This window comes from Leptonema illini DSM 21528 (assembly GCF_000243335.1).
In the GTDB taxonomy this organism is placed as follows: Bacteria; Spirochaetota; Leptospiria; order Leptospirales; family Leptonemataceae; genus Leptonema; species Leptonema illini.
On the sequence record NZ_JH597775.1, the window covers coordinates 104,596 to 122,874 of the forward strand.

The 18,279-nt window shown below is 54.5% G+C and carries 15 protein-coding genes; 5 read left to right on the forward strand and 10 right to left on the reverse strand.

The window, feature by feature from the left end; genetic code table 11:
* Window positions 1–11: 11 nt before the first annotated feature.
* Together LEPIL_RS20995 and LEPIL_RS21000 are read right to left on the reverse strand one after the other, a co-directional pair.
* Window positions 12–1,310 (reverse strand): sodium:proton antiporter, encoded by a 1,299-nt coding sequence (locus LEPIL_RS20995; protein ID WP_002775859.1) that lies wholly within the window; start codon window positions 1,308–1,310, stop codon window positions 12–14.
* A gap of 3 nt (window positions 1,311–1,313) precedes the next feature.
* Window positions 1,314–2,291 carry a calcium/sodium antiporter gene (locus LEPIL_RS21000; RefSeq protein ID WP_143464820.1) on the reverse strand — a complete coding sequence of 326 codons (978 nt, stop codon included), beginning with the start codon at window positions 2,289–2,291 and terminating at the stop codon, window positions 1,314–1,316.
* Window positions 2,292–2,496: 205 nt separating this feature from the next.
* Between LEPIL_RS21000 and LEPIL_RS21005 the strand changes: the two genes are divergently transcribed.
* On the forward strand, window positions 2,497–3,168 hold the full coding sequence (locus tag LEPIL_RS21005) for a hypothetical protein (protein ID WP_143464821.1): 672 nt from the start codon (window positions 2,497–2,499) through the stop codon (window positions 3,166–3,168).
* A 3-nt stretch (window positions 3,169–3,171) separates the two neighbouring features.
* Here the strand turns inward: LEPIL_RS21005 and LEPIL_RS21010 are convergent, their stop codons facing one another.
* From LEPIL_RS21010 to LEPIL_RS23990, 8 genes are all read right to left on the reverse strand, one after another.
* Window positions 3,172–4,779, reverse strand: a complete 1,608-nt coding sequence (locus LEPIL_RS21010; protein ID WP_002775864.1) for a PDZ domain-containing protein — start codon at window positions 4,777–4,779, stop codon at window positions 3,172–3,174.
* Window positions 4,776–6,338, reverse strand: coding sequence for a S1C family serine protease (locus LEPIL_RS21015; RefSeq protein ID WP_002775866.1), 1,563 nt, complete (start codon window positions 6,336–6,338; stop codon window positions 4,776–4,778). Before LEPIL_RS21015 ends, LEPIL_RS21010 begins: the two co-directional genes overlap by 4 nt.
* Before the next feature lie 32 nt (window positions 6,339–6,370).
* Window positions 6,371–8,203, reverse strand: a complete 1,833-nt coding sequence (gene thrS, locus LEPIL_RS21020; RefSeq protein WP_002775868.1) for a threonine--tRNA ligase — start codon at window positions 8,201–8,203, stop codon at window positions 6,371–6,373.
* Window positions 8,204–8,391: 188 nt separating this feature from the next.
* A complete protein-coding gene (locus LEPIL_RS23725) occupies window positions 8,392–8,607 on the reverse strand; it encodes a hypothetical protein (protein ID WP_078123530.1) in 216 nt (71 codons plus the stop codon).
* 769 nt (window positions 8,608–9,376) lie between these two features.
* Window positions 9,377–9,694, reverse strand: a complete 318-nt coding sequence (locus tag LEPIL_RS21025) for a hypothetical protein (protein WP_040920852.1) — start codon at window positions 9,692–9,694, stop codon at window positions 9,377–9,379.
* 17 nt (window positions 9,695–9,711) lie between these two features.
* A complete protein-coding gene (locus LEPIL_RS23625; protein WP_157135131.1) occupies window positions 9,712–10,215 on the reverse strand; it encodes a hypothetical protein in 504 nt (167 codons plus the stop codon).
* A 495-nt stretch (window positions 10,216–10,710) separates the two neighbouring features.
* Window positions 10,711–11,649 carry a hypothetical protein gene (locus LEPIL_RS21035; RefSeq protein ID WP_002775873.1) on the reverse strand — a complete coding sequence of 313 codons (939 nt, stop codon included), beginning with the start codon at window positions 11,647–11,649 and terminating at the stop codon, window positions 10,711–10,713.
* The gene (locus tag LEPIL_RS23990) at window positions 11,646–12,893 is read right to left on the reverse strand and encodes an AAA-type ATPase lid domain-containing protein (protein WP_002775875.1); all 1,248 of its coding nucleotides are present in this window, start codon (window positions 12,891–12,893) and stop codon (window positions 11,646–11,648) included. The genes LEPIL_RS21035 and LEPIL_RS23990 overlap by 4 nt, the downstream gene beginning before the upstream one ends.
* Before the next feature lie 206 nt (window positions 12,894–13,099).
* Between LEPIL_RS23990 and LEPIL_RS21045 the strand changes: the two genes are divergently transcribed.
* The 4 genes from LEPIL_RS21045 to LEPIL_RS21060 all read left to right on the forward strand — a co-directional run bounded on the left by LEPIL_RS21045 (window position 13,100) and on the right by LEPIL_RS21060 (window position 18,278).
* Window positions 13,100–13,858, forward strand: a complete 759-nt coding sequence (locus LEPIL_RS21045) for a ParA family protein (RefSeq protein WP_002775877.1) — start codon at window positions 13,100–13,102, stop codon at window positions 13,856–13,858.
* Window positions 13,842–14,669, forward strand: a complete 828-nt coding sequence (locus LEPIL_RS21050) for a ParB/RepB/Spo0J family partition protein (protein ID WP_002775878.1) — start codon at window positions 13,842–13,844, stop codon at window positions 14,667–14,669. The genes LEPIL_RS21045 and LEPIL_RS21050 overlap by 17 nt, the downstream gene beginning before the upstream one ends.
* Before the next feature lie 946 nt (window positions 14,670–15,615).
* The gene (locus tag LEPIL_RS23630; protein WP_143464824.1) at window positions 15,616–15,798 is read left to right on the forward strand and encodes a hypothetical protein; all 183 of its coding nucleotides are present in this window, start codon (window positions 15,616–15,618) and stop codon (window positions 15,796–15,798) included.
* A 59-nt stretch (window positions 15,799–15,857) separates the two neighbouring features.
* Window positions 15,858–18,278 (forward strand): discoidin domain-containing protein, encoded by a 2,421-nt coding sequence (locus LEPIL_RS21060; RefSeq protein WP_157135132.1) that lies wholly within the window; start codon window positions 15,858–15,860, stop codon window positions 18,276–18,278.
* Window position 18,279 lies beyond the last annotated feature (1 nt).

Consider the following 18,279-nt stretch of genomic DNA (forward strand, 5'->3'; position numbering starts at 1 on the left):
GCCCTTCAAGATCAGGCGAGGAAGAGCAGAGCGACGACGATAAACACCGGCATCAGGATGCCGATCGAATATAGCATGTAGCCGCCGAACGAAGGCATCTTCACGCCCGTTTGCTCGGCAATCGACTTCACCATGAAATTCGGAGCGTTGCCGATATACGTATTCGCTCCCATAAAGACGGCTCCAAGCGAAATAGCGGCAAGCAGCAGGGCGTCTTTCGCAATAAACTGAGCGATCGTCATATCGCCCTGCGCCGTCGTCAGGAAAACGAGGTAGGTCGGAGCGTTATCCAGGAAGCTCGAAAAAAGTCCCGTAGCGAAGAAGAACTTCACCGGAGTATCGAGACCGAGCTCGGGCCCGTGCACTTTCAGTAAAATCAGAGCAGGAATCATCGTAACGAAGATACCGATAAAGAGCACCGCCACTTCAATGATCGGCTCAAGATTGAAATCGTTCGCCTTGCGAAACTCCTCTCGAGTCGTCCACTTAGACAGGATGATCAGGCCGAGCAGAAAGGGAACCTGCATCAGCTTGTAAAACTGGTTCTCCTGAATGAGCGAACGGAACGGTTCATAGTTCTCGTTCACAAAGGCGACGACGAGCACGACGCCGATCAGCCAGACGATATTAATCGTGCCTTTGATGGAGATCGGTTCGATATGCGTGACGTCAGAACGAATATCTTTAAGGCTTTCCTGAGCATAGGCCCGTCTGTCCCACAGGAAGTAGACGAGCAGCAGCACGGCGTTCGTAAAAAGCCACTCAGGGAAGAGCTGGAACGTCCAGGTAAACGGAACTCCGCGCAGATAACCGAGGAAGAGCGGCGGATCGCCAAGCGGCGTCAGCAGGCCTCCGATATTTGAAACGATAAAGATGAAGAAGATGACCGTGTGAACGACATGCTTTCGCTCTGAATTGGATCGCAGAAGCGGGCGAATGAGCACCATCGAAGCGCCTGTCGTTCCGATAAAAGAAGCGAGAAGGCCGCCCGTCGCCAGGAAGAAGACGTTGTTTCGCGGCGTGGCACGAATATCGCCGCGAAGAACGATGCCGCCGCTGATATAGAACAGAGCTCCAAGCAACGAAACAAACGGTATATAATCCAGAAGTATCTGATGTTCAAGATCGTGAAAGCGACCGAGCATGATCAGATAAATGGCTACGGGAATACCGAGAACAAGAGAGACGATAAGTTTATTCCTGTTCTTATGCCACCAGTGCTCCGCTGCGATGGGCAGCACGGCGATGGCAAGCAGAATAAGAACAAAAGGGATCACCGACCAGTAGGCCGGCATAGCCGCTTCATGCATGGGTCAACCTCCAGAATACCGAAAACCTATATATACTATATAAAAGACAAGAAAGACCACCCCCTGCCCGCGATCGAGAACATTCCGACGACCGATAAAGAGAAAACTGAAAAGCATCAGGCTCGCGAGAACGACGACCAGGGCATCGATGTTACTGTCGAGAGAAAAAGGAAGAGGCAGAAGCACGGCGCTTGTTGCAAGGACAAAAAGGATGTTGAAGATATTCGAGCCGACAACGTTACCGATAGCCAGCTCGGAGTTCCCGCGATAGGTCGCCATGCCCGAGGCCGCCAGCTCGGGCAGTGAGGTGCCGATGGCGAGCACGGTCACGCCGATAAAGGATTCGCTGATCTGAAATGCCCGGGCGATCTCAACGGCTCCATTCACGATCCAGTGCCCTCCGACAGGCAGAGCGATCAACCCGACGATAACGTAGATCACGCTCCGCGGAATAGAAAGGCCGGATTCGGGCATATCATCGTCGGGTGCATAGTGTCCGTTTCGCGCAAGACTGAATATATAATAGAAGAATATAATAAAGAATCCCCAGAGCACAAGGCCGTCGTTACGCGCGATCACATTACGCCCTTCTCCATTGAGATAAAGGTCGTTGGCCAGGATAACGACAAGGCCCGCAGCGAGCAGGCTGAAAGGGATCTCCTTCCATACGGTGCTATCGGTGACGGTCAGCGGACGGATCACGGCGCAGACGCCGAGAATGAGAAGAATATTGGCGGCATTGCTTCCAAGAACGTTCCCGATGGCAAGATCGGGACTGCCCTGATAGCTCGCCGAAATATTGACGGCAAGCTCCGGCGCCGACGTCCCCATCGAGACGAGCGTGAGACCGATCACCAGATCAGAGATCTGCATGCGGCGGGCCAGGCTGATAGCACCCTGAACAAGCCAGTCCGCTCCTTTAAGCAGGAGGAAGAAACCGGGCAGGAAAAGCAGATAGTTCAGAATTGTGGAATCAGACATCGGCCGGACGATCTCATAGATAGGCGTCGCAGTCATTATTTTTTCAGGATTGACGTCGAAAAAACCCGACAATTTCACTGAAAAGACTGTCTCTTATTATGGAAGACCGGACGGAATAGTGACGCACGGTATCATTCTGGGGCCCTCACCGGTTGATTTCTTTGAATCGATCGGTGCGTTTCTGAGCCAGATGTCTGAGCTTTGTATGAAAAAATTATTCCCAATTATCACGATGCTCTGGTCGGCCACGCCTCTCGCCGCGGACAGGCCGTTCACGACGGTGCGCTACATTCTGCCTCTTGAGATCAAGCTGGGCGAATACTATCTTCAGTCTGCCTCACAGAAGCACCTTGAGGAATCCGGCGGTAGCCTGCGCCTGGGTAGCGAAGATCTATTTTTGCAGCTCTCCGCCGTTCAATCTCGCGAATCCAATCTGCCGGCCACAGGATGGCTTGTTCCAGGCACAGGCTGGAGCGGATCGGCCGCCGTCCAGAGTTCGCTTCTGAACCTCACCTATCTCAGCCGCGATTCCTTTTTTTCATTCGACATCCGTCAGGATGCGCGCCGCATTCCTGGAGCGCCGGACGATCTACAGCTGGGAACGGCGCTTTCTTACGGCCACAATATCTCGCCCTTTTTCGCCTTCATGCTCGGAGTCAAAACGACGGGTTCGGTCGATCCGCTGCGCGCAAGCAGTCTGGTCATCGATTACGGTAAGGTTTTCCTCACGCCGGGGCTTCAACTGCGGAGCCGATCGGTCATCGTCGAAACCTTTCTTGAAATGCCCATCTACGCGTACGACCAGAGAACAAAGTACTCCGAGTTTATCATGCCGCATGACGTTCGGGCGAACATCGGCATCCGCTACCGGCGCTGATTCTCAGCGGTCTCTGTACAGGGCAGGCAATCGGTATGTGCGCCTGATCCTCTCATTATCCTCGCGCGCCGTCGGGTCAAGATATACGCGACTTCCATCCGTGAAGAGAATCTCTATCACGGCATTCGGAGTCTGCCGGGCGCTGTTAACGCGATCGATCAGCTCTTTCAGATCACGAACCTTCTGGCCGTTCACCGATTCAATGATCTCTCCTCCGAATCCCTGGTATCCCTGATTCGCTTGATCGGGCAGCACCTCAGAAAGAATGAGAATGCGATCCTTCTCATCGCCGGCAGCGTAGTTCTTCTTCGTATCATAGATGTAAGCAAGCTCAAGGGCGCGACGACGCCAGTCCTTGCCGAACCGGCTCTGCAGATAGGGCACGCTCAGCTCAAGAAAGACAAGACCCGTTTCAACAAGATACGGAGGCTGTTCGTCGGGAAGAAGCCAGGGAATCCGCTCGGCGGTGCCGCGATATTCGCGCAGGCTGAGTTCCACGTCCTGCTGTTTGCGATCACGTAATATCGTCATTTTAATTCGATCGCCGGGATTCCGGTACTGCCCGCGCACATCCCTTGTTAATAGAAGCTCGGCTCGCTGTAATCCGAGAAGAGGATCACGATAGAGCCCCTTCTCATCAACGGCCTGGCCGTCAAGAGCGAGCAACACATCGCCCGACTTCAGAACCGATGCAGCGGGAGTTTCAGGCAGAACGGAGCCGACGAAGGCGCCACCGGCGCGCAGTCCTTTACCATCCAGGCCAAGGTATGCGCGCAACTGCGGATCGACGAGATCCTCGAGCTCGATTCCCTGAACGACGAACCCTCTATAGTGAGCCTCTTTCTGGATAGAAGCCAGAGCTCGGTCACGGAATGCTTCAATGCGCGAAACAGGCACGGCCACGCCTTTGCCCTGCTGCCCCAGAAAAGCGACGATTCCGGTCAGCTTTCCTCCTTTCAGCAGTATATCGCCGTTCTGATAACTTTCGCGAGCCGAGAAGACAAAGATGGGCAGCCTGGTAAAGCCGTAGTCAGACGTGATACTGTACTCGATCACCTTCACCGTTTCACGGTAGACGCGAAAGAGTCCGTCCGTGCGCGCGGCAATGATCTCATCGCCCTGCACAGGATCGTCACCGAATTCAAACGGAGCGAGGTCCGACAGAAAGCGGGGGTTTTCCATCCGTAGAATGGCAAGATTCGTCTCCATATCGACGAGCACGGGCCTTGCCTTCTCTCGAGCATAGGAATCGGCGCGACTCACTTCGACGAGCACGGCATTGCGAATATCATCGGCCTGTATCAGAATCAAGCCGTCGCCGAGCGCCAGGCCAACGACGGTGTAGGCCTCACCGGGCCTGCGAATCCACGGACGCACCGGGTCGGTGCGCACCGGCGAAACGCTCACACGCACGACCGAACGCCGGATCGGATCGCCCTTCGCCGTCTGATCCCGGCGCACGCCGTCGGGTCGGTTCGTTGCGTCGGTTCTGTCCGCCTTCAGGGGTACGCGCACCGGCTTTGATTCCGTAACCTTAATCGGAGCACCCTCAAGCGTCGCCACAAAGGCAACAAGGAGCAGAGAGACTGATAACGTCTGAAACGATTTCACTGAGCTTTCTCCATTCTCACACGGCGATCTTCGCGAAGAGAGTATGACTTCCGTATTCTTTCATTGGCCGCCCTCACATCAAGCGATCGCAGAACGAGCGGCCTGTTCACGTCTTCGAACTCCACGACGACGCTTTCTTCGGACGTTACGGCACGATCGAATCGTATCACGAACTCGCGAAAGTTGCGCACCTTCTGACCGTTTACGCTACGAACGAGACGGTAACCGTAGCTGCTTGTATACAGGTTTACGGAATCGTTCAACCTACCCGTTAAAACGACCTCTTCCTCTTTTTCCTGAAAGGCCTTTGATACGATTCTGTAGAAATAACGATAGAAGATTTCAGAGCGATCGTTATTCAACCACTCCTGCGAATAGGTTCTCATGAGATTCGCATCAAGAGGTTGAAAGACAAGGCCGGCCTGCACATAGTATTGAGGCGGCTGTTCATATTCTCTTCGCTGGTAATCATATATATTCGTTCGCCGGGCCGGGAACTCCACGGTAAGCAGCTGGCCGTCCCTGAAGATGCGGGCCTTCACAACCTCGCCCTCGTTCAGATGGTCGACAAGCTCCACATAGGAATAGAGAGTATTATCGATCATCACCTCGCCCGATTCAGAAATCGGATGGTCCATGATCTCAAGCAGCACGTCGCCGGCGCGGATCTTACCCTCGGCGCTCGTTCCGGGCAGAACACGCGTCACAAAGACGCCCGTATCCTCAAGCTCTGCCGGAAGCTTCAAAGCGCGGCGCATGACCGGATTCTCAGTCGAAGTGGAGTGAATGCCGAGCTCCACATATCCTCGATAGACGCCGTTTTTTTCCACCTCTCGCAAAAAGCGTCGGATGACGACGGGCGGTATCAGGTAGCCGAGGTTCTCGCCGCCGCGCAGGGCCTGGAAGGCCACGCCGATCACCCGACCGTTTTGAATGGCCGGCCCGCCCGAATTCCCGGGGTTGATCGCCGCATCCACCTGAATCGTCAGATGGGAATCGATACCGCTATGAGCATAGGTATCCATATCGATTCGCGAAACCACGCCCCGCGTAATCGAAAGCCGATTCCCACCGATCGGGAAACCGACAACGACGACGGGGCTGCTCAGTGCCGGCAGCTCGCCGATGACAAGAGGCTGCGCCCCCTGGAAGAAATTCGGATCCTCAACCTGAAGCATTGCCAGGTCGCAATCATGGGCGATATGCAGTAGCTTTGCCCGGAACTCTTTTTTCTGGTCGGGCCGCTTCACGTTGATATTCACCGCGCCGCTGACCACGTGGGCGTTCGTCAGAATGCGATTTCCCTCTATAATAAAGCCGGTGCCGCCCGAACGCTCCACTGAGGGATCATTCCAGGGCATCCCGTAATCGTAGCTGAATGAGTCGACCCGGATGCTGACAACGGACCTCTCGACCGGAACGTTGCCGATCCCGCCGTTGTCGGCCGGTAAAAGCCCCGGCAGTAATAGCAGGCAAAAAAGAGAAAGTCGAACCAGGTTTCCCGAAAAAGAAAGCGAAAACAGACGGTTTCCAGAGCGCATCCATCGCAGGCTGCGCATCCGGACCTGCAGGTCGAGTATTATTTCAAGTTTTATTCTCGTGTCCGCTTCTGAATCCGCCTGGTGGCGATCTCTTCTTTTAAGGCACTGACGAACTGTGCAAGATCCCACTCCAGCTGCTCACCCGTGAAATAGTTCCGCGCGTTAATGCGTCGAGCCTGCTGCTCTTTCTCGCCGACAACAAGCATATATGGAATCTTCATCTTTTCTGCCTGCCGGATTCTTTTCCCGAGCGTCTCCTCGGTCTCCACGCTGACCCGCAGCCCTTCCTTCCGCAGATGCTCCTGCACCTCGAAGGCATAGGCATGGAAGGCCTCGCCGACCGGAAGGATTCTCACCTGCTCGGGGGCGAGCCAGAGCGGAAAAGCGCCGGCGAAGTGCTCGATCAGAAATCCGATGAAGCGCTCATGCGTTCCAAGCGGGCTGCGATGAATACAGGCCGGACGCTGGAACTGACCCTCTCGATCCACGTATTTTAAATCGAACTTCTCGGGCATAAAAAGATCGAGCTGACAGGTGCTTGCCGTGAATTCCCGGCCGATCGAACTCTTGATCTGAAAATCCACCTTCGGGCCGTAGAAAGCCGCTCCGTCTTCTTCCACCACATAGTCGATTCCAGAAACCTCCATGGCCTGGCGCGTGATCCGTTCCGCCTTCTGCCACATCGCTTCGTCGCCGTGATATTTCTTGTTCTTCGGATTTCGAAGAGCAAGCACCATCCAGTAATCCTTGATATCAAGAAGATCATAATAGTATTTATGAAGCTTCATCACGCTTAAGAACTCTTCAACGGCCTGATCCTCTGTGCAGTAGATATGGGCATCGTTCATGCTCATCGCCCGCACCCGCATCAGACCGAAAAGCGCACCGGAGTCTTCGTAGCGATGACAGGTGCCATACTCGGCAAGCCTGATCGGCAATTCACGATAACTGCGAGGACGAATACCATAGATAGTATGATGGAACGGACAGTTCATCGGCTTCAGATAGTAATTCTCATTATCCATCTGCATGGGTGGGAACATGGATTCGCTATAATGCGGAAGATGCTCACTTGTATGGAAGAGACCCTCTTTCGTAATCAGAGGTGTCGTAACTCGCTGGTAGCCGTGCGCCGCCTCTGTATCCTTTGCCCAGGACTCAAGCTCTTCTTTGACAATATTGCCGCGCGGCAGCCAGAAGATCAACCCCGGACCAACACGCTCCGAGGTGGCAAAAAGCTCGAGATCGATGCCAAGACGACGGTGATCGCGTTTCCTGGCCTCTTCCATACGCTTTTCATAGCTATCGAGTTCTTCCTGAGTTTCAAAGAGAAGACCGACCACGCGTTGAAGCATGGGCCTATCTTCCTGTCCCTTCCAGTAGGCGCCCGAAACCGCTGACAGACGAAACGCACCCAGTTCTCCCGTATTGGCCACATGAGGCCCGCTACACATATCGACAAAGATCTCTTTTTTTCCGTCAGCCGAAACGTTTCTATAGAAGGAAATCTCTTTTTCTCCGGACCGAATCAGCTCCTCGGCCATTTCGAGCTTATATGTTTCAGATCTATCAGTCAGAAAAGCGACCGCCTCATCAGCGGGCAGAAAAAACCTTTCGAATCGCTGCCGCGCGCCGGCGATCTTCTTCATTCGCTTTTCAATTTCCTTTAAATCCTCTTCTTTCAATGGAGGATTCGCCTCAATATCATAAAAAAAGCCATTCTCTGTATCCGGGCCGATGGCAAGCTTTGCATCTGGCCACTTTTCTCGCACGGCCTGTGCCAGAACATGAGCAGCGCTGTGCCTGCGTGTAGACAGTGGGATTCGCTCTTTTCCCCGTTCAGGAGTTTCACTTTGAGAAATAGAGTCTTGCTTCACGTTCATTCCATTTAGACCTGCTGCCGATTATAGCTTCCAATTAAATAATCTCGATGCTGACAGCAATTCTTTCTAAAATTAGGGGATACACGAAGAAGCAGGGCAAAGGCAGCAGACGAGGATGCCATTTTTAATAAATATTTATGCCCACTTTCAGCCAAGAAGGCGAGACATTCGCCCTATTCCCGCCCTGCCTAAATCTCGTACTTGTTTCTGACGGTGCATTTTGGGCATATGCAGGTGACTTCGCCTTTCACCCTTGACCCCTTATCAGTTTTAATCTTTCCAGTTGCCGTAAAATCAAAAGATATACCTTCTTGTACGTAGTGTCCTGCTCCATATCGGGCACTTCCTTTCATTTCAAACCCGCAAGCATGACATTTCACTGTTAAGCGTATCGATTCAGCCACACAGCCCCCACCCTCGATTATTTTTAATCATTTCTGCCTTCTCTTCAAGAGGCTCCCGCTCCTGCCCCCTATCCGTAAGCAATCACCGCTTTTCGGAAGCTGCGGCATCCTTTTGCTTTCTATTCCTGCCTGCGGTGAGGCGCTGTCAATTCGTCGTAAGTACTGTGTCCGACATACTTATGCCATCCTGTCAGGAGGGCAGCTCTGCATGCGCTCCTCTTTGCCCGGTCACACCTGGGTGAAGGAGGAACCCCGGTTTTTGAGCCGTAGCCGATCACTCAATCGTTGATTACCGGACAGCGCGCGCCATCGAACACGTGAAAATGCCCCATACCGGGGGTCAAAAGGGATCAAAACGATCGTCTACACGCCCTCCGGGCGGCTTTAAAGCGCAGGCACCCTGCAACAGCCAGAACATGAACACTTACACTGGAATATCATGTGTCCCCTTCCTGCCCTTTCGCTCTCGTTGGTCAAGGACGAATCGGACGAATACGGAACACATAGCGGAGGCCCTATCTTGGATCCAAGTAATGGATTAAAAATAGACAGTTGCCGCTGGCAGCTCCACCCTAACTGTTCTATAGTTAGCGCTGCTGCTTCATAAGTGATCAATTTTAAGCGCACCGGCAGGCTAATGCCCTGCCATCCCCCTTTCTGAGATATCCGTTTCTAATTTGAAAGCGCAGTGGCAGAAACGCTACCCAATTGATGTGGATCGCCAGGAGAGGCGGCCAGAGAGACTCGGCGAGGCCATGCAGAATGTCGGTTAAGCGGGACGTGAAGACGTTTTGCGCGATCGTGACGCCTTCTTAGATGTAGTGGCAGTCTTGGAGCGTGCGCTCTTTCTCTTCTCTTTTTCGATCCGCTCCCGATGCTGTATGCGTTGATCACGCTTTAGCATGTAAAGAAAGTGTTTCGCGTATTGCGAGAATGGCTCAGGGATCTGATCGGCGTCAAAGCCGAGCGGATCATCGAACAGGGCGCGAATCAGGTGTGGTGGAATATCTTCTCGTTCCACGCCCATAAGGATCTCCAGCCGGTTGCAGATTTCCTTATCGTTGACTTCGCGGATAAGCTTCTTCATTGAGTTGAGAAGCTTGCTTACACCTGGATTTCCTTTAGACATGACTGCTGCTCCGGCAAGTTCCATAAAATCCCCGGAGCACTGCGAAGCAAGCGCAAACCCTGAGCCAGGGGCTCGCTTACACCGGCCTCCCCCCTCCCCTGATGGGCCTCTTCATATTGAGAGGTGCCGCTCAGAAGATCGACAGAAGAAACACCAGGTAACGCCGACCATTCCAGAAACCGTTCTGAACGATGGCTCACCGAAACCGAAACAAAAGAGCTCGCTGGAGAACGATCCTTACGGGAGAAAGGCAAGTAGCTCAGTGCTGCACGGCCCATGCCTGCGGCCATACTCACAGGTCTTTCCATTCTAACGATTGCGACAGCGCAGGTTGAAGCCCGATCCAACAGGCATGCCCGCTGTTTTACCGGCTCCTCTTCTTGAAGAGACGCTGGTAAAGCCCCTGAGATGCAGCGCTCGGTCGCCTGCTCCTCTTCCCTTCCCTTCGTCGGCGTCAGGCTGACTGCAAAACTATTCACGCCTCTTCCATAAAGAGACGCAACTGCACAGGCCGAACTCCCTGGATGCCCGGCGAAAGACTCGCGCATGCGAGCCCGGTCCCTGTGCTCTCTGCATTCCATGAACTGCAGACTCAGCCACGGCCCTTCTGTCTGCTCTTCAGAAGGCTCTGGAAAATCCCATAACTCGAATGACCCTGCAAGTGCTCCACGAAATGCCGTGCTCAGCCAGCTACGAGCCTCCCGGGCTGTAGAGTCTGAAGGCTGGGAGGATTTGAAAACCATTGTTTTCCGGTATGAAAAGTCTGGATTATCGCTAACCTGGCTTCCATCCGCCACGCCTTCCTCAGGACCGAACGTGCGCGCAGAGGCCACAACCGGAGCCGGCGGCATGACGGAAACAGTCGAAGCCGCCTCCTTTTCAGGCGAGGCGACGGTCATAGCAGCGGCAAGGAACAGTCCGGACCAGCTCATATGCGACATAATAGGGCAGCCTGCCTGCATTGCAAGCATTTTTCACCCCCCTCCTCCCAGTCTGTACTCCAGCTCCCAGAGGGCGATCTCCTCCTCTCGCCCCCTGGCCCTTTCCCTCTGCTTGCGAAGAAAAGGGAGAAGCCTGCTTGCAACATCATTCCCGATGCCTGTCTCGACCTCCCGGTCAATGCCCTCGCGATCCTTCCTGATCACAAGATCAATCATGCGGAAAAAAGCCGACAGGCGCCCTATTCTCTCATGCTGACGCGACAACTCCGGATTTTTCGTGTCGTTTTTGAACATCACGTCTATAAATGCCCTGATGAACTCTACGTCCTGGCTGCTCAGGTCATAGTCTACGGGAAGACGCTCCATGCCGGCATAGTCCAGTCGTCTCAAGAAGACCCGGGCCATATAGACGGGATTCCGGCTCACATGATCCATTCCTGGACGGTCGATCAGATCTGCTGCCCGGACTCGCGCCGGCACAGGCGGAGCCTGTTCGCTGCCGGACTTTGCTTGAAAGATCCGTGCATGAGGGAAAGCCACCCGGACCCCCATGCTATCAATACGCGGCACATCTGGACCGAGGATTACGATTCGGAAGTTTTTTCGATCAAGATCGCTGAGATCCCTCAAGAATCCGCGAACATCAGAGAAATGTCTTACATAAACGGGAAACTGATCCGTTATCACGCGAACGTTGAGCTGAAGCAGCTTCCGATCGCTGTCCCCGCCGGCTCGGTAAGGAACGGCGATCGATCTTGAACGCACGGGCAAAAGCGACAGCCCCTCTTCTCCAACGAGTGGCTGCACACCGGCGCCGAGGAAAACCACGCCAGTAACCTTCACTCCCGAGATACGGATCTGCTCGGGCGTGACTACATCCATCTTCCCTCTGTAAACACCGCAGGCCAGGCTCTGCTCGTCCACAACGAGAAAATAGCCGCCCGGGGTTTTGAATTCACGCAGCTGGCTCACCGCGCCTCCTCCTGTAAACCAAGGCGGCTCCAGCGATACTGGAGCGAGCCTCTTGAGATACCAAGCGCCCGCGCCATGTGAACCTGATTCCCGCCATGGATGGCATGTGCCTGCAACAGCAGTTTCCTTTCGAGCTCCTCTGTTCGCCGTCGCAGATTCAAAGCGTCTTCCTCGCTACGGTACCATAGCCCGAAATGCAGATCGGACGGTTCAATCCATTCCGTTCTCGTAAGAAAATATGCGGCCTCAATTGTTTCATAAAACTCCTGGAGGTTCCCAGGCCAGTCGTAGCTGGCAATGGCTTTCAGCGAAGCCTCCGATATCTGGATATGCCGCCTGTTAGCAGTAACAAGTCGATCCAGATATCGTTGCGCTTCAAGAGCGAGAAGTTCACGTTGCTGTCGCAAGGGCGGCAAAACAATCCTGTTCTGACTGATTCGCTGGCCGAGAGCCGGGTCAAACTGTCCGGCCGCTATCATGGCATCAAGGTTTCGCGAAGTATCAAAGAGCCAGAAGCGACCATCTCCCGAAATGGCAGAAAGAATGCGCAGCTGCATAGCCGGAGCAAGATTGGCAACTTCTTCAATAATAATGGTTCCACTGCGCTCAATGACCGGTGTAGCCTGGCTCGACCGCAATCTTTCCCCAACGGCATCGCCGAAAAACTCTCGCAGCTGGACCTCCTCGGCGATGCGGCCGGGACGGAAGTGAGCGGTCGAGCCGCCAAAGCGATACTTCTCGATAAACGAAAGGACCTGCTGCCGCCCACTGCCTTCCTCTGACACGATTAGCAGCGGAGACGAACTGCGGAGAATGCCGGGCAACATGCGACCAAGCCAGAGAGGCAGACTATCCAGATCTCGCCTAAGCTGACGCAGATCGGGGACGACAAGCAGACGCAAAAAATCCTCAGAGGGGGCGAAGCCCGGCGGCAGCTCCAGGAGCATCACTACGGAGGGCCGCTCAACACTGTCGAGGAAGAGCCACAGTCCGCAGCCCGGCCTGGAGGCGTGTTCTGAAGGAATCTGGATATACCCGTTTTCAAAGAGAGGGGTCCAGAGCTCCGGCTCTTTTTCGAGGAATTCGTAACGGTAATCCGTAAAGAACCCGCGACTGAAGAGCGGGCGAAACACACCTTGATCGAGAGTGAAAAAATGACAGAGAGAGCCCTCCGGCAATAGAGAGAATCCCCCGGTTCGTTCTGCGTCCACTCCGTGGAAAAAGGAATCGATCAAATCCGACATAGGCCGCCTTCATTATCGGCGATCAGACCAGCAAAAATGATCCGTCATCCCGATTTCCCCGCATGTCGGACATCCGACACATCGGCCGCCACACGAAAGACTCTCACATGTCGGACATCCGACTTTTTGAGCGCGAAAACGAGAATTTCGGTCATTTTTCAAAAAAGGCTTGAGCTCTCCACTTGCGTCAATCTGCTCGAACAGACGTGAAAAAGAGATACTGCATTGCCATCACCAACCAGAAAGGCGGGGAAGGGAAAACCACGACCGCCATCAACCTTTCCTGTGCCCTGGCCGGAATGGGACACAAGACCCTGCTCGCCGACCTTGACCCACAGGCCAACTCGAGCGGCATCTTCGCCAACCCGGACCGACTGGAGCTGAGCCTTTATAATGTTTTCAGCGGAACAAGCACGCTCAAGGAGATCATTGTCGGCACGGAGGTTGAGAACCTGGATCTTGCCCCCTCGAAGATTACCCTTGCCGAAATTGAAAGCGCCGGGGTAAACGTCGATGCCCCCTATGTGATTCGAGACGCCTTTCAGTCAGTCCCCGAATACGATTTCATCATTATGGATTGCCCGCCAAGCCTTTCCATTTTCACCATCAACGCACTGGTGGCGGCCACACACGTTGTCATCCCTGCACAGGCAGAGAAATTCTCAATCGATGGGATGACCGGGTTGCGCAATACAATCAACTCCATTAAACGGCGTATCAATCCCGATCTCGCTATTGCCGGGGCGCTGCTCACACAGCTGAAGCCTAACACAGTCCTGTCGAAAACGATCATGCCGGTCATCTCGGATTTCTTCCCTGTCTTCAAAACCTCAATCTCAGAGGGTGTTGCGATTGGAGAAAGTCATCTCGCCCGGAAGAATATCTTTATGTATGCCCCGGAATCCAGACAGGCAAAGGAATATCTCACATTCACAGAGGAGTTGATCGGTGAGCTCGAAGCATAAAAAATTGGGCGGGCTGGCCGATATCTTCCAGTCAGAGTCCCTGGATGGAGCAATCACAAAGCTTCCCATCGCCCGGATACGTCCATCAGAAGATCAACCGCGTCGGGACAGAACACATGCCGTCGACGAACTGAGCGAGAGTATTCGTCGGGACGGGCTCCTGTCTCCTATCGTAGTGACCAAGGAAGGAGATACCTACAGGGTCATCGCCGGCGAGCGTAGATTCCACGCTGTCAGTCGTCTCGGGTGGAAAGACGTTGAATGCCGGATCATCTCAAGAGAGCAGCGCGACTATTTTCGCATTGCCCTGATCGAGAATCTCCAGCGAGAGAACCTGAACGCAGAAGAAGAAGCCGATGCCCTAATTAAGCTGAAAAAGCAAGAGGACCTGAGCGACCAGGAGCTGGCAAAGCTCGTAGGCAAATCCCGAAACTATGTAACGGAAATCCTCAGTATTGCCACCCTGCCGCCGGAGTATCTTGAAGAATGCCGAAGCCGCGGACTGACTCAGAAGAATTTTCTCATCCAGGCCGTTCAGGCCTTCCGGAAAGGGCGACATGAAGAATTCCTCTCCGCATTCGAAGGCGGAGAGATCCGCACTGTAAGAGATGCAAAGGACTTTAACCAGGAGCGAACGACCACTGTTCGCTCTCATGAAAGGAAAAGCCCCGCAACTAACCCGGCCGCAAATCCGCCTTTAAGGATTGAGAGAAGAGGGGAGCAGATCATCATCACTACTGCAGATGCATCCAGTGCAGAGCAGATAGAAAAGGTTATCCGAAAAGTGCTATCCCGGCCCCCCCGGGACTAAACATGCGTTTCGCCGTCGGGCGGCGGCTACTACATATGCTGCACATCCGTCAAGTACCCAAAAGTACTTGACGGATATTTAGACGACATAATCTTCTTATGTCACATCCCGGCATCCAGGATCCGAAAAACAATAAAAAGAATTCCGGGAAAAAAAAATACCCCTCTTCAGGAGGGGTCGGGGCTTCCATTGGGAATGAATGGTTGGCGACATAATACCGCCCTGTACGGGCATGTCAACCAAAAAGGAGCCCTTCTGCTGACTTTTTTGGAGGGCTATTATGTCCGCTCAGGACCTGCCATATTTTAAGTTCGTTCAAGCATTAATCGATGCAGGATTGTGGGCAAAAATGTCTTCAGCCGCCCGTACTCTGTATCCTGTATTGCTTCGCTTTTCAGACAGACACTTCTCGGCGGTGTATCCGGGCTCCAACCGGCTCCTGCAGCTGACCGGATTTAAGCAGAAATCTTCTTTGCGGAAGGCCCGCGAGGAGCTGATCTCTCTCGGCCTGATAAGTACAACGCCAGGAACGGGGAGGAGTAATACAGTATACCACTTCCGGTTCGACTGGGCATCCCCCAGAGAGGTGCAGGAGCGCCCCCCTGGGGCGCCCGAATCACCGCCCAGAGGGGCGACAGATGACCCCCCGGAGGCATCCCCGGGTGCTTCGCCGTACAACCAGATCCATATATCCATAAACAATAAACCAGAGATTCTTGCTACGGGCAGCCTTAAAGATACCGCAACAAATGTGTGGCAGCCCTTGAACGAGAGGTACGGCGGTGACACCGTCCAGCGCGTACGCAACGAGCTGGATCTTGCCGGCCTTTCATCGGGTCCAGACGATGTACAAAAAATACTGTCCGGCAGCTCTGCCTCTGCCGGTATGTCATCTGGCGAATCGTGGCAGAGCCTCCGAGATTTCCTCAGCGAGAGAATATCGCCCATGAGCCTGGAGCAACTTGACCGAGCTCTTCTACGCGAAGGGGAGGGTGTGCTTGTTTTCAAGAGCACGCTGCCCGAGCATCTGAAGCATCTGCTCGGAAGGGTTGCTCCGCATGTATGCTTCGAGCCAGGAATGGGTTCGCTGCGAAGAGAAATATGGTATCAGGCAGGTAATAACGGATGAGTATTCGTATTTCACACCCCTCGGTCTATCCGTTTCTTGAGGTTCGTTCGGAAGGCAGGGTGCAATTTTCTGATGGCGTCCTGGAGTCGTGGGAAGGGGCGACCGGTGGGGGCGTGCTTTCTCTGACCGGCCTGTTTGGAAGCGACATCTATTTCAATCAGATCAGACTATTGCCTGGAATTGATCCTTCTGTTTTTCCTGCTACTTTTCGCTTCGAGATATCGATGGACGGAAAGATCTGGGAGCCGATCCTTAAAGAAACGGGTTTCGTCGTCGGACCTGTCGCTCCGCAGTGGATCTTCCCGCTTATTAAGGCCCGTTATATCAAGCTTGTCGTAACTGGCGATCAGGGAAAAGAGCTGATCGCCACAGGACGTTTTGAGGTTCTTGTTGCCGGTGTAATCGACATCAAGACGTCAAGTGAGCTCGACAGGCTCTGGGTAAAAGAGAATCTTATCGATGGCAGAGCGGAGTATGGATGGTCGTCGGCTCTGCGTTCTCGCAACCAGGAAGAATCGATTGAGCTTGATCTTGGCTCGGTGAACAGAGTCAGCGAGCTGCGGCTTCTGTCGAAAAACGATGCAGAAACTTTCTTCCCTTCATCGTTTCGTGTTCTCTACAGTGACGACCATATCACCTGGCACCACCTTATAGAAGAAAACGGTTTTTTTGCAGAGCCGGCCACATGGTATCGCTGGAGATTCCTCCCTCTAAACATTCGCTATCTGATCATTCAGATTCGCGAGAACGCAAGAACCCGAGAAGGCAAGTTCATTTCACAGATCGTTGAAGTGGAGCTTTATGCAACGGCGGATCCTGTTGAGCGGCAGGAGAGGGGGTTGCCAGAGCCGGTGCCTCATTCTTCTGTTCTGCGTTCAGGTATCGTTCGCCTGGCCATGGACGGCGAGGTGAAAGAAGGCGTTGTCGTGCAGGGGCATGATCGACGTCTGCGTGCGGCCACGACGGATGCGCGCGGAATCGTAGAGCTCGCCCAGGATGGCGAAGATCGCGAAGGCGTTGTCGTTCAGGGACATGATCGCCGCCTGAAGCCGGCCTCTGAGGATATGCCGGGCATCGTCCGGCTTGCGCGCAACAGAGAACAGCGCGCCGGGCATGCCGTTCAGTCCAGTGATGATCGCCTCAAGAAGGCCACGGTTGATTCTGAGGGTGTTGTGGAGCTGGCCGAGCCAGGCGAGGAGCGCGGCGGCGTTGCCGTTCAGGGTAACGACCCCCGTTTGAAGTACTCGACAGAGAAGTCGCCAGGCATTGTGCAGCTTGCCGGCGACGGCGCAGTTGAGCCAGGTCTTGCCGTGCAGGCATCTGACCACAGGCTGCGGCTTGCGACGACAGAAGCGGTGGGCATCCTGCGCTTTGCAAGAGCCGGCGAGCAGGCGGACTTCGCTGCCGTCCAGGGCTCAGATCCAAGGCTTCACGATGCAACGGCGGAGCGAAAGGGGATCGTGGAGCTTGCAAAGGATGGGGAGGATCGCGAAGGCGTAGTCGTTCAGGGTAACGATCGTCGTCTGCGGCCGGCCTCCGAAGATATGCCCGGAATCGTACGTCTCGCTCCAGGCGGATCAGAGCAGGCCGGCCTTGCCGTCCAGGCCTCAGATCCGCGACTTTCGGATGCGCGGCCCCCTCTTCCGCACAGCCACGAATATGCCGCTCTCGATCACGACTTCAACAGTCATCCGGGGATGATCCGGCTTGAGCGCGCGACAGGAAAGGCCTATGAAGGGCATGTGCCTCCGCCTGTGGATCATGCCCCCGTTACGGGAGTAAACTCAGGAGATGGAGCCGGTGTTGCCGGTAGAGGGCAGGCCGAAGGCGTGATCGGGTTTGGTCATCGCCATGGAGTGCGCGGAATATCCGATAAAGGCTCGGGTTCTGTCGGACAATCTTTCAGCGGAGCAGGGGGCTACTTCAGCTCGGCGCGCTCGTACGACGTCGTTGCCGCCTCGCAGGGAGAGGATGCTCCGGGCCTTTTTGTCGGTGGCTTCGGTCGTCTTGAAGGCGCTCTGTATGCGGGGGCTCAGGCCATCGGCTCTGCCCTTGCCGTCTCACTACCGCTGAATGCCTCTGATGTGATCCTTCCTGGAGATGCGCTGATCGCCTCTGTTGTGGATGGCATGGTGCAGAAATGCCAGCATCGCGGTTCGCCGAAGGTTGTCGGCATCGCCGTCGAGAGTGCCGCCGTTGTGCTGGGGATGCCCGACGAAAGCTTTTCTTCCCTTGCAGAGCCGTTTTCGCGACCGGAAGGACGTGTCCTTGTCGCCGTTGCCGGAGTCGTGCCTGCGCGTGTAAGCGCCGAGGGAGGCCCTGTCGAGCCCGGAGACCTTCTTGTCAGTTCGTTTCAGCCCGGATGTCTTGAGAAGATCTCAGGGCGCGATGGTGGGAGCGAACCGGGCCGCATAGTGGCAAGGTCGCTGGGGACGGTTAAAAAGGGTGAGGCGCTGATCCCGGTCGTTCTGCGCTCCTGAT